At 66.2% G+C, this 13,505-nt stretch carries 13 protein-coding genes; 7 read left to right on the plus strand and 6 right to left on the minus strand.

Translation table 11 applies throughout. From position 1 onward, the window contains the following. Positions 1-39: 39 nt before the first annotated feature. The 5 genes from ACQY78_RS24570 to ACQY78_RS24590 form a co-directional block, all read right to left on the minus strand. Positions 40-411, minus strand: a complete 372-nt coding sequence (locus ACQY78_RS24570) for a hypothetical protein (protein ID WP_428679987.1) — start codon at positions 409-411, stop codon at positions 40-42. Continuing rightward, entirely contained in the window at positions 408-3,605 is a 3,198-nt protein-coding gene (locus ACQY78_RS24575; RefSeq protein ID WP_428679990.1) for an efflux RND transporter permease subunit, read from the minus strand. Before ACQY78_RS24575 ends, ACQY78_RS24570 begins: the two co-directional genes overlap by 4 nt. 171 nt (positions 3,606-3,776) lie before the next feature. Further along, positions 3,777-4,754 (minus strand): divalent metal ion exporter adaptor subunit IhpB, encoded by a 978-nt coding sequence (gene ihpB / locus ACQY78_RS24580; RefSeq protein WP_428679992.1) that lies wholly within the window; start codon positions 4,752-4,754, stop codon positions 3,777-3,779. After that, positions 4,751-6,025 (minus strand): TolC family protein, encoded by a 1,275-nt coding sequence (locus ACQY78_RS24585; RefSeq protein ID WP_428679995.1) that lies wholly within the window; start codon positions 6,023-6,025, stop codon positions 4,751-4,753. The genes ihpB and ACQY78_RS24585 overlap by 4 nt, the downstream gene beginning before the upstream one ends. A 68-nt stretch (positions 6,026-6,093) precedes the next feature. Continuing rightward, on the minus strand, positions 6,094-6,390 hold the full coding sequence (locus ACQY78_RS24590; RefSeq protein ID WP_428679997.1) for a hypothetical protein: 297 nt from the start codon (positions 6,388-6,390) through the stop codon (positions 6,094-6,096). 218 nt (positions 6,391-6,608) lie between these two features. On the opposite strand from ACQY78_RS24590, the gene ACQY78_RS24595 reads away from it, so the two are divergent. Then, the gene (locus ACQY78_RS24595; RefSeq protein WP_428680000.1) at positions 6,609-7,376 is read left to right on the plus strand and encodes an HpcH/HpaI aldolase family protein; all 768 of its coding nucleotides are present in this window, start codon (positions 6,609-6,611) and stop codon (positions 7,374-7,376) included. Between the two features lie 404 nt (positions 7,377-7,780). On the opposite strand, the gene ACQY78_RS24600 is transcribed toward ACQY78_RS24595, so the two are convergent. After that, complete coding sequence (locus ACQY78_RS24600; protein WP_428680003.1) at positions 7,781-7,957, minus strand: hypothetical protein; 177 nt, start codon at positions 7,955-7,957, stop codon at positions 7,781-7,783. 244 nt (positions 7,958-8,201) lie between these two features. On the opposite strand from ACQY78_RS24600, the gene ACQY78_RS24605 reads away from it, so the two are divergent. From ACQY78_RS24605 to ACQY78_RS24630, 6 genes are all read left to right on the plus strand, one after another. Continuing rightward, the gene (locus ACQY78_RS24605; protein ID WP_428680005.1) at positions 8,202-8,552 is read left to right on the plus strand and encodes a hypothetical protein; all 351 of its coding nucleotides are present in this window, start codon (positions 8,202-8,204) and stop codon (positions 8,550-8,552) included. Positions 8,553-8,925: 373 nt separating this feature from the next. Beyond that, entirely contained in the window at positions 8,926-9,381 is a 456-nt protein-coding gene (locus tag ACQY78_RS24610) for a hypothetical protein (protein WP_428680008.1), read from the plus strand. 35 nt (positions 9,382-9,416) lie between these two features. Further along, positions 9,417-9,977, plus strand: a complete 561-nt coding sequence (locus tag ACQY78_RS24615; protein ID WP_428686488.1) for a cysteine hydrolase family protein — start codon at positions 9,417-9,419, stop codon at positions 9,975-9,977. Positions 9,978-10,056: 79 nt separating this feature from the next. Continuing rightward, positions 10,057-10,518 carry a hypothetical protein gene (locus ACQY78_RS24620; protein WP_428680011.1) on the plus strand — a complete coding sequence of 154 codons (462 nt, stop codon included), beginning with the start codon at positions 10,057-10,059 and terminating at the stop codon, positions 10,516-10,518. A gap of 145 nt (positions 10,519-10,663) precedes the next feature. Continuing rightward, positions 10,664-11,239, plus strand: a complete 576-nt coding sequence (locus ACQY78_RS24625) for a hypothetical protein (protein ID WP_428680014.1) — start codon at positions 10,664-10,666, stop codon at positions 11,237-11,239. Positions 11,240-11,331: 92 nt separating this feature from the next. Further along, the gene (locus ACQY78_RS24630; protein WP_428680017.1) at positions 11,332-13,485 is read left to right on the plus strand and encodes a catalase; all 2,154 of its coding nucleotides are present in this window, start codon (positions 11,332-11,334) and stop codon (positions 13,483-13,485) included. Positions 13,486-13,505 lie beyond the last annotated feature (20 nt).

The raw sequence follows: 13,505 nt of genomic DNA on the forward strand, positions 1-13,505 counted from the left end.
CAAGCTGCCATCTTGCGATGGCTCCGTCCATCCATGGCCTCAGAACTTCACCTGGCCCGATTTGCCGACGGAATTCTTCAGCACGAGCGAGACGGTGGCGCCGGCGGGGATCGCGGACTTGGCCTCGCCCTTCAGGGCGGTGTCGTCCGACGCAGCGAGCGGGACGGTTTCGCGCGTGCTGCCCGAGACAATCAACACCGAGCCCGAAAAACCCTTGGCGGACGTGGGTTTGTTGTTCTCGTCGAGGATGTTGAGGGTGACGGTGTTGCCCGCCACGACCAGCTCGGCGTGGACGCCGGCCACGTCCTGCACGACCCCGCCGTTCGGCCCCTTGGTGCTGCCGTGACTGTGCTGCGCGGTCGCCGCGCCGGCCCAGAGGATGGCAAAGGCGAGGATCAGGAACTTCATCATGTGCTTTCTCCTTGTTGTCGAGCGGCGGTGCGGTCGCGATGGAACAGCGCGTAGAGCGCTGGCAGCACGACCAGGGTGAGGAGGGTCGAGGAAAGGATGCCGCCGATGACCACGGTGGCGAGCGGCCGCTGAACCTCCGCCCCGGCACCAGTCGCCAGCGCCATCGGCACGAAGCCCAGCGAGGCGACCAGTGCCGTCATCATCACCGGGCGCAACCGTTTGGTCGCGCCGGTGCGCACGGCCTGGTCCACCGTCATACCTTCGGCGCGCAGGCGCTGGATGAACGAGAGGATCACCAGGCCGTTCAGCACCGCGACGCCGCTCAGCGCGATGAAGCCGACGCCGGCACTGATCGACAGCGGAATGCCGCGCAGCGCGAGCGCCGCGATGCCGCCGGTCAGCGCCAGCGGCACGCCGCTGAACACCAGCGTGGCATCGGCCATCGAGCCGAGGCTCATGCAGAGCAGGGCGAAAATCAGCAGCAGCGCCACCGGCACCACCACCGCCAGCCGCTGCGAGGCGCCGACGAGCTGCTCGAACTGGCCGCCCCAGCCAATCCAGTAGCCGGCCGGCAGCTTCACCTGTTCCGTCACCTGTCGCTGCACCTCGCCGACGAAGGAGCCGAGGTCGCGGTCGCGCACATTGGCGCTGACGACGATCCGGCGCTTGCCGTCCTCGCGGCTGATCTGGTTGGGACCCGGCGCGGTTTCGATCGCCGCGACCGCCGATAGCGGCACGTAGGGCGCGGCCGCACCGCCTCCGGTCTGCACGACCGCGCGCCGCCCGGTGTCGCCCGCCGTCGCCGCCGCCTGCGGCACCGGGATGGGCAGCGAGGCCAGCGCCTCGAGATCGACACGTAGATGCTCGGGCAGGCGCACCACGATGTCGAAACGTCGGTCGCCCTCGAAGACCAAGCCGGCCTCCTTGCCGCCGACCGCGATCTCGACCACCTCCTGCAACTCGGCCAGCGTGATGCCGTAGCGCGCCAGGGCGGCGCGGCTGGGCTTCACGGTCAGCATCGGCAGGCCGCTCACCTGCTCGGTGCGCACATCGGCGGCGCCGGGGACGCGCTGCACCACCGACTGCACCTTGTTCGCGAGGGCGAGCAGCGTGTCGAGATCGTCTCCGAAGATTTTTATGCCGAGGTCGCTGCGCACGCCGGAGATCAGCTCGTTGAAACGCATCTGGATCGGCTGGGTGAATTCGTAGTTGTTGCCCGGCACATCCGAGACGCGTTTCTCGATCGCTGCCACCAGGTCGGCCTTGGGCCGGTTCGGGTTGGGCCATTGGCTGCGGGGCTTCAACAGGATGAAGGTGTCGGCGACGTTGGGCGGCATGGGATCGGTGGCAACCTCGGCCGTGCCGATCTTGCCCGCCACTTCCCTGACCTCGGAGAATTCGAGCACGGCCTTCTCGACCGCCTCCTGCATCTGCACCGACTGGCTGAGGCTGGTGCCGGGGATGCGCATGGCATGCATGGCGATGTCGCCCTCGTCGAGCGAGGGAATGAACTCGCCGCCCATGCGCGACGCTGCCACGCCGCTCACCGCGACCAGGAGGAGGGCCAGCCCGACCACGGCGCCGCGCAGGCGGATTGCCTGGTCGAGCACCGGGGCGTAGAGGCGGAGCGCGCCCCGCATGAACAGGTTTTCCTTTTCCGCCACCTTGCCGGTGACCAGCAGCGCCACCGCAGCCGGTACGAGCGTCATCGAGGCGATGGCGGCGCCCGTGAGCGCCAGCAGGACGGTCAGTGCCATCGGCGTGAACATCTTGCCCTCGACGCCGGTGAGCGTGAGCACCGGCAGGTAGACGACGCCGATGATCAGGGTGCCGAACAGGCTCGGTTTGATGACTTCGCGGGAGCCGGCGAGGATCGCGGCGAAGCGCTCCTGACGGGAGAGCACGCGGCCGCGCCGGTGCTGCTCCTCGGCCAGCAGGCGCAGGCAGTTCTCGACCACGATCACCGCCCCGTCGACGATGATGCCGAAGTCGATGGCGCCGAGGCTCATCAGGTTGGCGCTGATATGGTTCTCCACCATGCCGGTGATGGTGAAGAGCATCGACAGCGGGATGACGCAGGCTGTGACGAAGGCCGCGCGGAAGTTGCCCAGGATCAGGAACAGTACGACCACGACCAGCAGCGCGCCTTCCAGCAGGTTCTTCTCGACCGTCCGTATCGTGGCATCGACGAGCTTGGTGCGGTCGTAGAAGGCGCGCGCCACGACGCCCTCGGGCAGCGAACGTTCGACCTCGGCAAGCCGCGCGGCGACGCGCTGGGCCGCCGTCCGGCTGTTCTCGCCGATCAACAACATGGCGGTGCCGATCACCGCTTCCTTGCCGTCGACCGTCGCAGCGCCTGTCCGCAGCTCGTTGCCTTCCTTCACCTCGGCGATGTCGTCGATGCGGATCGGCACGCCGCCGCGCGAGCCGACGACGATGCCCCGGATGCCCTCGATGTCGTCGACCTGGCCCGGCGTGCGCACGAGATACTGCTCGCCATTGCGCTCGATATAGCCCGCGCCGACATTGGCATTGTGGGTGGCAAGTGCCGCCATCACGTCGCGGAAGGTCAGCCTGTAGGCCATCAGCTTCGCGGGTTCGGGCAGGACGTGGAACTGCCGCTCGAAGCCGCCGATCGTGTTGACCTCGACGATGCCCGGCATCGTGCGGAGCTGGGGCTTGATGATCCAGTCCTGGATGGTCCGCAGCTCGGTGGCCGAGTAGGGCGCACCGTCGGGCCGCTTAGCACCGGGTTTGGCCTCGACCGAGTACATGTAGATCTCGCCGAGCCCGGTCGAGACCGGCCCCATCGAGGTCTCGACGCCGGGTGGGAGCTTGTCCTTCGCCTGCTGGATGCGCTCGTTCACGAGCTGGCGGGCGAAGTAGATGTCGGTGCCATCCTTGAACACCACGGTGATCTGGCTCAGCCCGTAGCGCGACAGCGAGCGCGTATGGTCGAGCTTCGGCAGGCCGCCCATCGCCGTTTCCAACGGGAAGGTGATGCGCTGCTCGACCTCGAGCGGCGAGTAACCCGGCGCCACGGTGTTGACCTGCACCTGCACGTTGGTGATGTCGGGCACCGCGTCGATCGGCAGGCGCGTGAAATTCCAGGCGCCCAGCGCGCCGACGGCGATGGTGGCGAAGATGACCAGCCAGCGGTTCTGGATCGAGAAGGCGAGGATGCGGTCGATCATGGCTGTGTCCTCCACACCACCACCGTCGTCCTGAGCGGAGCGAAGCGCAGTCGAAGGACCTCCTTTTTTCCGTTCGAGGGATCGTGCGCAGTGAGGCGCAAGAGAGGTGCTTCGACTGCGCCGCCTTTCGGGCGGCATCGCTCAGGACGACGGACGGGCGGGTGGCGCCCCTCAATGCTCATGCGCCGCTCCCGCCTTGCCGATCTCGGCCTTGATGACGAAGCTGTTCTTCGCGGCGTAGGTGTCGCCGGCGAGCACGCCGAAGAGCACCTCGACCCAATCGGCGTCGCGCGCGCCGAGTTCCACCTCGCGGGCGGCGAAGGTCTCGCCCTCGCGCACGAAGACCACGGTCTTGCCTTCCAGCGTCTGCAGCGCGGCGGCACGGATCGCCACGTCGACCGGCTTGGCCGACAGCACGACTCTGCCGTCGACGAACAGGCCGGGCCGCAGCCGGTTGTCGCCGTTCTTCACGATCGCCCGCGCGATAGAAGTCTGCGTGTCTGTCGAGCCGATCGGGGACAGATAGTCGATGCGCGCCTCGACCGGGGGGCCGCCGTCGCCGACATCGACGGCAACGGTATCGCCCGTGCGCACGCGGCTGAAGTCGCGGCGAAACACGGCGAAGTCGATCCACATGGTCGAGAGATCGGCGATGGTGAAGAGCGGCTTCGCCTCCGACGCGAACTCGCCCAGCGTGCCGTCGCGGTCGATGACGGTGCCGTCGATCGGCGCCTTCAGCTCGTAGCTGGTCAGGCTCTGGTTGCTCTCGACCGTCGCCAGCACCTCGTCCTTCTTCACCCTGTCGCCCAGCCGCTTCCGCATGCTTCGGATCACGCCGGGGAAGCGCGGCGTTACCTTCACCAGCGTCTCCTGGTTGGGCTGGATGATGCCGTTGAGACGAAGCATGTCGCGCAGCTCGTGCGGGCCGGCCTGCAGCAGTTCGATGCCGGCCGCCGCGACCTGCGCATCAGAGAGCTTCACGCCCTCGTCATGGCCGTGGGCGCCTTCTTTCTCCTCGCCGTGACCCTGGCCGCCCCTGGCCGGGCTCGCCGTCTTGGCAAATCGCGGATCGAAGGCGTACCAGCCGGCGGCGCCCGCCGCGCCGACGCAGACCAGCGCGATGGCGAGATATCTCAGGAACCGCATCATTTCGCCCTCGCGAGCTGGAGAGGGCTGCCGGTCAGCCCTTCGATGGTAGCGATCGAGGTGTGGAAGCTCGCCAGCGCCTCGTGTTCCTGGAGCTCGGCATCGGCCACGGTCCGGTAGGCGTCGAGGATTTCCAGCAGCGTGTAGCGGCCCTGGCCGTAGCCCGCCTCGACGGTCGACAGGGCGGCCCGTGCCGCCGGCAGCACCGTGCGGCGCAGCAGCTCGACCTGGGCCAGCGCGCCGGTCGCGGTGTCGTGTGCCTTGCCGACGATGGCGATCAGGGTGAGCCGGTTGACCGCCCGTTCGGCGCCGGTCTTCTGCGCGGCCTCCCGCGCTTCGCGGATCGCGCCCGTATTTCGGTCGATGACGTTGATCGGCACCGACACGCCGAGGCGGAGTGCGTTCTGGCTGGACTCCGCATAGTGGCGCCAGGCGACACCGGCGGTGATGTCGGGCAGCGGCTTGAGCCGTGCCGACAGCAGCGCGCCATCGCGCTGGGCCCGCACCGCCGTCCAGCGCATGAGCTGTGGATTGTCCTCGATGGCCTTGATGGCGGTGTCGAGCGGTGCCGGCCGCGAGATGCGGCCGAAATCGCCCGCGACGGCGACGAAGTTCGGCCGGTCGAGGCCCATCAGCGCGGCGAGCTCGCGCCGCGCGACGTTCAACGCCGTTCGCGCGCGCTCTCGGTCGAGCCGCACCATGCCGGCCGCGGCCTGGGTGCGTGACACTTCGGACGGCGAGGAGGCGCCGGCCTCGACCCGCTTCTGCATCTGCGGCACCAGCCTGTCCAGGGCAGCGGCATGGCGCTCGAGTAGGGCGATCTTGCGCTCCACAGACAGCGCCTCGACGAAGGCGATGGTCGTCTCCGACAAGAGCTCCAGCCGCGTCGCCTCGCGTTCCCAGCGCGCCGTGTCGTAGTCGCCGAGTGCGGCCTGGACCCGGGCATTGCGCTTGCCGCCCAGTTCGAAGAGCTGGCTGATCTGCAGCGTGTATTCGGCGCCGCTGGTGAGGCCGTTCTGGCCATAGGCGAAATTGTCGACCTCGACGCCCAGGGTCGGGTTGGGCCTGGCGCCCGCCTGCTCGCGCCGTCCGTCCGCCATGTTGATGGTGCGGTCGGCGACCGACAGGCGGGGATTGGCGGAAATGACGGTGCGCAGCGCCTGCGGCAGCGACAGGGCGCCGGCGCGCTGTGCCGCCATCTGGCCCGTTTGGGCCATCGACGGGTGCGCCACGACGACGGCAAGCGTCGCGCAGAGCCAGAGATTGGGAGACATGCAGACTCCGATCGCGGGAACGGGAACGACCCGAAGCCTTCAGGCTTCAGGCGGACGACGTACGGCGATCAGGCTCTGGGTGGAGGCGGGGCGAGGGAGGTCTGGAAGGAGACGAGGTCGCGGACCGGCGTTTGCCGAACGGCGACGGCGTCAGGCGATGCTTCGGCCGTTTGCGTCAGCGCCGGCAGCGAGACCATTGCGCAGATGTGACACTTCTCGGCCGACAGGCCGGCATCGGCCGGCTGAGCATCGTCGGCTCCGGCGGCATAGATCGCCGTCGGCGCGTAGGCGCTGGCCGTGGCGATGCCGCAGACATGGAAGGTCGTGACGAAGGCCACCGCCAGCGCGCAAAGCACACGGAGCATTCGCGAGGGAAGATGACGCGTCACGGCGCGGAGTGAACAACACGCGGTCCGCGCGGTCAACGGCGTGCGACGATGTTGGTCACATCGGACTCCTGCCATATCGCGGGCGTAGCCTCGACAAGGCCACCGCGCAGCGGCTCTGGAGCCTTGATGCAGGCTGCCTGTTCGTGCCCAATGCCGGGGCTTTGAGACTCAAGGGACGAATGAAAGGTCCGGCCATGCGAAAGAACAAGATCAAGGAAATCTGGGCGGCGGGGAAATGCGCGACGCTGGGGTGGCTCTCGGTGCCGAACACCTTCACCGCCGAGGTCATGGCGCGGCAGGGCTTCGACGCGCTGTGCGTCGACCTCCAGCATGGGCTGTCGGAGATGAAGGACGTGGCGCCGATGCTTCAGGCGATCTCGCAGACGGACACGGTGCCGGTTGTGCGCGTGGCTTGGAACGAGCCGGCCGCCATCATGAAAGCGCTGGACCTCGGAGCCTACGGCATCATCGTTCCGCTGGTGAACAATGCCGAGGAAGCCGCCAAGGCGGTGGCTGCCTGCCGCTATCCGCCCGTGGGCATGCGTTCCTCCGGCCCGGTGCGCGCCCTTCATTATGGCGGCGCCGACTACGTCGCCAAGGCCAATGACGAAATCATCGTCATGGCAATGATCGAGACCAAGGAGGGTCTGGAGAATCTCGAGGCGATCTGCGCGACACCGGGCCTCGACGCCGTCTATATCGGCCCGGCGGATCTCTCATTCGCGCTGGGCCTGACGCCGCGCGGCGACAATCCCGACCCGCTGCACATCGCGACCTGCGACAAGATCCGGGAGACTGCCCACAAGGCCGGCATCAAGTGCGTCATGCATTGCGCTGCCGCGCCGTTCGCGGCCGGTGCGGTGAAGCGCGGCTTCGACATGGTGATGCTGACCGCCGATCTCTCCTGCATGATTGCCGGCGCCCGCCAGCAGCTCGAGGAACTCAAGTCCAAGTCGGCCTAGGCGCGATCGAAGAGGGGGCGAGCACAACCTGCGGACGTCAGGCATCCTTCCCCGGTCCCACTTCAGGGCAATTTCAGATGACCTAGAAAGGCCGGACAGTTGGCGTTCCTAAGAAGCTGAAAGGTCCTTCACTCGGTCTGGGATGGCAGCGTTTGTTGATATGCGCAGTGCGCAAATCCAATAAAGTTGCCATCCCGAACGGGAGTCAGGGAATGGGGGAAGTCGCAATTGTCCGTCTCACTCACCACCGTGCCCCTCGTGAGGTTATACGTTTCCTTGAAGGCAGGCTTCGTTGCGGCCCCGGCCTTAGTCCAGAAGACGGTGCGCTCGACCCTCGTCCCGTTAGCCATGGAAGGCGAAGACTTCATGTGAGGGGCCGCTAAGCCGCGTGACGTTGCAGGATGCTACTCCAAAGTGGCGAGGACCTGTCGAATCTGCCTTTCGGCGCTTGGCCAACGTTCGATCGCCTGCTCGGGTTTCAGCACCTCGGTCTCCAATCCCGATTTGGTGTAGATGAGTTCGCCGTCCTCATTGACCTCGAGCGTGCCGTCTAGCCCCGCGATCGCAATTTCCCTAGCCATTCAATGCCTCCATGTCGGTGCTTGTGGGGACTACGCAAGTCTGCGCGATCTGTTGCATTGCACGGTCACGATCCCGCTTTGCCCCAATTAGGCCGAAATCTTCACAGATAATGTAACTAATGGCGATCTACGCGTCAGCAATTTGCGTGCTTGAAGCAACGAGTTTACAGTTCGTTGAGCCGCATATCATCGCGATGCATCGTAATGCTTGGATGCTCACCCTTGTTGAGATAGTGGTGAGGTCATGACGGATTTGGCAGAAGCGACACGTCTCACACTTTGCCAGCGTATCCACCGTTTCGTGCTGGTGTTGGAACGCTTCAGGCGCAATCCGAATCGTCGGGAGGCCTATCACATCCTCTCGGCCATAGAGGCCCTGCGTGAAGAGCGCTATGAGGCCGGCGTGCAGTGCATACGCGCCGCCGAACATGTCGAACCGATCCCCGACGGTCTGGCGCTTCTGCCCGGTCTGCATGACGATATGACTGCCGCAGAACTGCGTCAGGCGCTGCGCAACGTCATGCGGCCGGCCAACGGCGTCGCCGGAGCCGGCCAGACCGGTTCCATTGGAGAGATCGGCGACCTGAGCAAGTAGCGGTTCGACTCGACCTGCGCGATGTTTTGACCTTCTGAGCTTGCCGCTGATTTATCACGACTGCCTTGCAACCGCCCTCGTGCTGCCCCGTTGGCAGGATGGCGCGGGTCCGTCCACCCGCTCCAGCCAGCGTGAGGAGGGGGAAGTTGCCTACCGATATCGTTCCTGTGAGCTTGGGCTCCGAAGTGGCGTCTCTGCGTGCTCTCGGAGAAGTGCGCCGTCGCCAGTCGCTTGCGGACCGTCTTCTCCGCGAGCGTCGTGAGACTCCGCCAGCTTCCGAACGCGTTCGGAATCGCCGGACCCGAACAAATGCTCCGCTCGCGCCTGTCGCGGGCAACGAGCCCTAGATCGCCCACGCGAGGAGCCATTGCCGATGCCTCGTCTCGCCTGGACCGATCTTGCCAGTTCTCCCGGTACTGCGTTCCTTCTCGTCGGTGAACTCACGCCCTGCTTCGCCGGCGGCCGGCGCGAGGATGATCCCTTTGACAGCGCGCGCCTCAGGTTCGCGGCCAATCTGATCGTCCGCACGTGCAGCCACCTCAAGCTCAAAGGCCCATTCGCCGTTCAGCCGTCGCGAGAAGGGAATATGCTGGTGATCCAGTGCGCGGTGACGGAGCTGCAAGATTTCCTGCGACTGGCCGACTTGACGGGCGGCCGGGAGATCGAAGCCTCGCTGTGGCGCGGTCATCGCCATTTCCAGCTCGACGATCCCAAGCACGTATCTCTCCTCGCCATTGCCGGACCACCGGACGGACGCGGTGCAGGCCGGCGCGCTCGTGCCGCGTCGCGTGAGTCGGAAGAGCAGCGTCACCGCTGGGGACAGGACTGAAAGACGCTGCCTTTCCGCTCGAAGCTGCGGCGACGATCCATCTCTGCATAGATATGCAGCGACTGTTCGCCGACGAGACCGCGTGGCAGGTGCCATGGCTGCCGCACGTGCTGCCCGCGGTTGTCGAGATCGCCACCCGGCACGCCGCGCACACCATCTTCACCCGCTTCGCTCCACCCGCTACGCCGAGCGTGGCCGAGGGCGCGTGGCGCGCTTACTACGAACGCTGGCCGCAGATGACGCGAGAGGCGCTCGATCCAGGCCTGCTCGATCTGGTCGGCCCGCTCGCGCGTCTGGTCCCGCCGGCCCGGCAGGTCGACAAGCCGGCCAATTCCGCCTTCAGCCGTCCGGGGCTGGCCTCCGCACTGAAACGGCGAGGCATCACGACCCTGGTGGTGACGGGGGGCGAGACGGATGTGTGCGTGCTCGCGACCGTGATGCAGGCGATCGACCTCGGCTTCCGCGTCGTGCTCCCCACCGACGCGCTGTGCAGCACCAGCGATGGCGCGCACCATACCGTGGTCGCCCTGTTCGGGGCGCGCTTTTCCTCACAGGTCGAGGCGACAACGACCCAGGACCTCCTGCGTCGCTGGTAGTTTCGTTTGTCGCCGGACAGCGGGACGTAGTCGAGCCTGCCATGCTGGTCGCCCTCGTTCTTGCTGCCGGGAGACCACCGTGCCGAAAGTTCCATGGGTAGACCTCGCGTGCCACCCGCGCCGGGCGCATCTGTTGGTTGCGGAACTCGACCCGTCGTTCTTTGGTGGCAGGATCGCCGACGACCCGTTCGATTCCCAGCGTCTGCGTGAGGGCGTCAACCTGGTGAGCCGCGTATGTACGCGTCTGAAACTGCGCAGTCGCTATTCGGCGACGACCTCGCGCGTCGGCTGTGGCAGCGTGGTGCTTTGCGCGTTCGAAAGCGACAAGGATCGCGACAGGGTGGCCGATCTCGTTGCCGCGCGGGCGAGTATCGGAAGTGACTGCGAATGGGGCAGCCGCCGTACGTTCGGGCTCAACTCGGCGACGCATGAGCGGCTCGTGACGGTCGGCGGCGAGACGGACAATCGCTATGCCGGGCGGCGCCGCCGCGACCGCGAGCGCAGCGCTGCCGAACAGACTTTGCGTTGGGGGGACGTCTAGCAGGCCGGCACGCGCGATACGTCGGGGCGGGCAATGCGGATCAGCGCGGCGGGAAGAATATACAGCGCATTCGAGGTACGCGGGCAGACGGAACTTCCCGGCGGTTGCGGATAGTTTCTGTTCCTCCCACTCATGCGAGGATACGATGCGAACCACCGTCGGCTTTCTAATGACATTTGCGGCGGCCGTCGCCACCGCGCTTTCCGTCGCGCCTGCCGCCGCAGCCACGATCGGCGGCACTTACTATGCGGTACAATACGATTTTCAGGAGTTCTGGACGGCCAGCGACGGCAAACACTTCCGGGTCGTCCTGGCAGGCAACCCATTTCCTGCGCTGCTCCCAGAGCAGGCGGGGGCGGGCCTGTTGCCCGTCATGCAGGCGGCCAAGCCGCGGCCTGCGCTCACCTTCACCTACGACGCGCCACGCGAGGAGCCGCGACCGGATTATCGTCTGGTGCTGGTTTCCAACGCGGCCAACGACCTGAATGGCGACAGCGTCTGCAAGGGAACCACACGCTTCAAGCCTGGTCGTCCCGGTGTGGTTAACCTCTTCGCCGTCTACTGCCGAAACGACATGGCGATGTCGATGACGACGGCTACCACACGAGCAGCGATGCCCACCGATTCGAGCGTATCGTTGCTGTTTCGAGAGCTGTTCATGGTGGTGTTCAGCGACTCGCCGGCGCTCAAGCCCAATGCGGGGGGAATCGACCGCCGCTAGCGCAACCGTTCCGAAGACTACCCGTTGCAGGCGGACTCACCACGCACAACTGATCGGAACTTCCTATGGCCAAGAAGCCTGCATCGTCCCCCATGGCGCCTCCCTCCCCGCGCACGGCAGGTCAGGATACGCCCCTCGACCAGGAAAAAGCGGGACGACAGGAAACGGCCAAGACCAGTTCGATCCAGCCCGACACGATGCCGCCGGGCAATCTGCTGACGACTAACCAGGGCGTCGCGGTCAGCGACGACCAGAACTCGTTGAAGGCGGGCGTCCGGGGGCCGACGCTCCTCGAAGACATCCTGATGCGCGAGAAGATTACGCATTTCGACCACGAGCGCATCCCGGAGCGCGTCGTGCATGCGCGCGGTACGGCGGCACATGGTGTGTTTCAGGTCTATGAAGACCTTTCCGAGCTGTCCTGTGCGCAGGTCTTTCGCGACCCCAAGGTCCAGACGCCGGTCTTCGTGCGTTTCTCGACGGTGGCGGGCTCGCGCGGCTCGGCCGATACGCCGCGCGACGTGCGCGGCTTCGCTGTGAAATTCTACACGCAGGAGGGCGTGTGGGATCTGGTCGGCAACAACATGCCGGTGTTCTTCATCCAGGATGCCAACAAGTTTCCGGACCTCATCCATGCGGTGAAGCCCGAACCCAACAACGAGATTCCGCAGGCGGCCTCGGCGCACGATACCTTCTGGGATTTCGTCTCATTAACGCCCGAGAGCGCCCACATGCTGACCTGGGTCATGAGTGATCGCGCGCTGCCGCGTACCCTGGCCACCATGGAGGGCTTCGGCGTCCATACCTTCCGGCTGGTAGACGCCCAAGGCGGTTGGCGATTCGTGAAGTTCCACTGGAAGCCGGTGAAGGGCGTGTGCTCGATGGTGTGGGACGAATCCCACCTCCTGTGCGGGCGCGATCCGGACTTCCAGCGTCGTGACTTGTTCGAATCGATCGAGCGGGGCGACTATCCGGAGTGGGAGCTCGGCCTGCAGATCGTCGAGCCCGCCGACGAGCACAAGTTCGACTTCGACCTGCTGGACCCGACCAAGATCATCCCCGAGGAACTGGTGCCGGTCCGCAAGGTTGGCAAGCTGACGCTGAACCGTAATCCGGACAATTACTTTTCCGAGACCGAGCAGGTGGCCTTTCACACCGGACATGTCGTTCCGGGGATCGACTTCTCCAACGATCCCCTGCTTCAGGGCCGTCTGTTCTCCTACATCGACACCCAGTTGCGCCGCGTTGGTCCGAACTTCCACGAGCTGCCAATCAACCGCTCGCTGCGGCCGGTGGACAACAACCAACGGGATGGGTTTGGGCGCCATACCATCAACCCCGGCAAGGTGGCCTACTTCCCCAACAGCCTGGGTGGCGGTTGCCCGATGCACTCGCCGACGGCCGCGGCCGCGGCCGCGTTCCGCTCGGTGGCGGTGCAGGAGGCCGGCGCGAAGCTTCGCCAGCGCAGCGAAAGCTTCAGCGATCACTTCAGCCAGGCCACGATGTTCTGGAACAGCATGAGCGACTGGGAGAAGGACCATATCGCGGCCGCCTTCTCCTTCGAGCTCAACATGGTCGTCGATCAGGGCGTCCGGAACCGCGTGATGAACGAGCTGCTGTGCAACATCTCTCCGCAACTGGCCGACATGGTCTCCGGTGCCACCGGAATCGAAGTCGCGCCGGCCGGTACGCCCGAGGCGCCGACGCCGTCCGCGCCGACCCCCTCAGGGCCGCTCAATCCGAAGGCCGCCGAGCTGCGCTCGCCGGCGCTCTCGATGGACAAGGCGCCGCCGGTGGTGCGGGGCCGCAAGATCGCGATCCTGGTCGGCGACGGAGTCGACTCGGCCATCGTGAAGACGATGGTGAGCGAGCTCGCCAAGGCGGGGCAGGTTCCCGAACTGATCGGGCCGACCGCCGGCGCCGTGATCGACGCCTCGACAAAGCCGCTGGCCGTCAACCGCGCTGCGCCCAACGCGCCGTCGGTGATCTACGACGCCGTGCTCATCCCGCCCGGCGTAGCCGATGGGCTGATGGCGATGCCAATGGGCCAGCGCTTCATTGACGAGGCCTTCCGACACGGCAAGCCGATCGCGGCGGCGGGGGATGCCAAGGCCTTGCTCGCCAAGCTGGAGATCCCGGAAGCCGAAGGCGTGGTGCTGGGCGGCAACAAGCTGGTCGCGCTCTTGCTCGACAACCTGGCCCAGCATCGCTTCCCACGCCGGTTGTCCAACCTGGCGCCCAACTGAGCTCGCTTTTATCTGCAGAA

This window comes from Reyranella sp. (assembly GCF_965279625.1).
In the GTDB taxonomy this organism is placed as follows: Bacteria; Pseudomonadota; Alphaproteobacteria; order Reyranellales; family Reyranellaceae; genus Reyranella.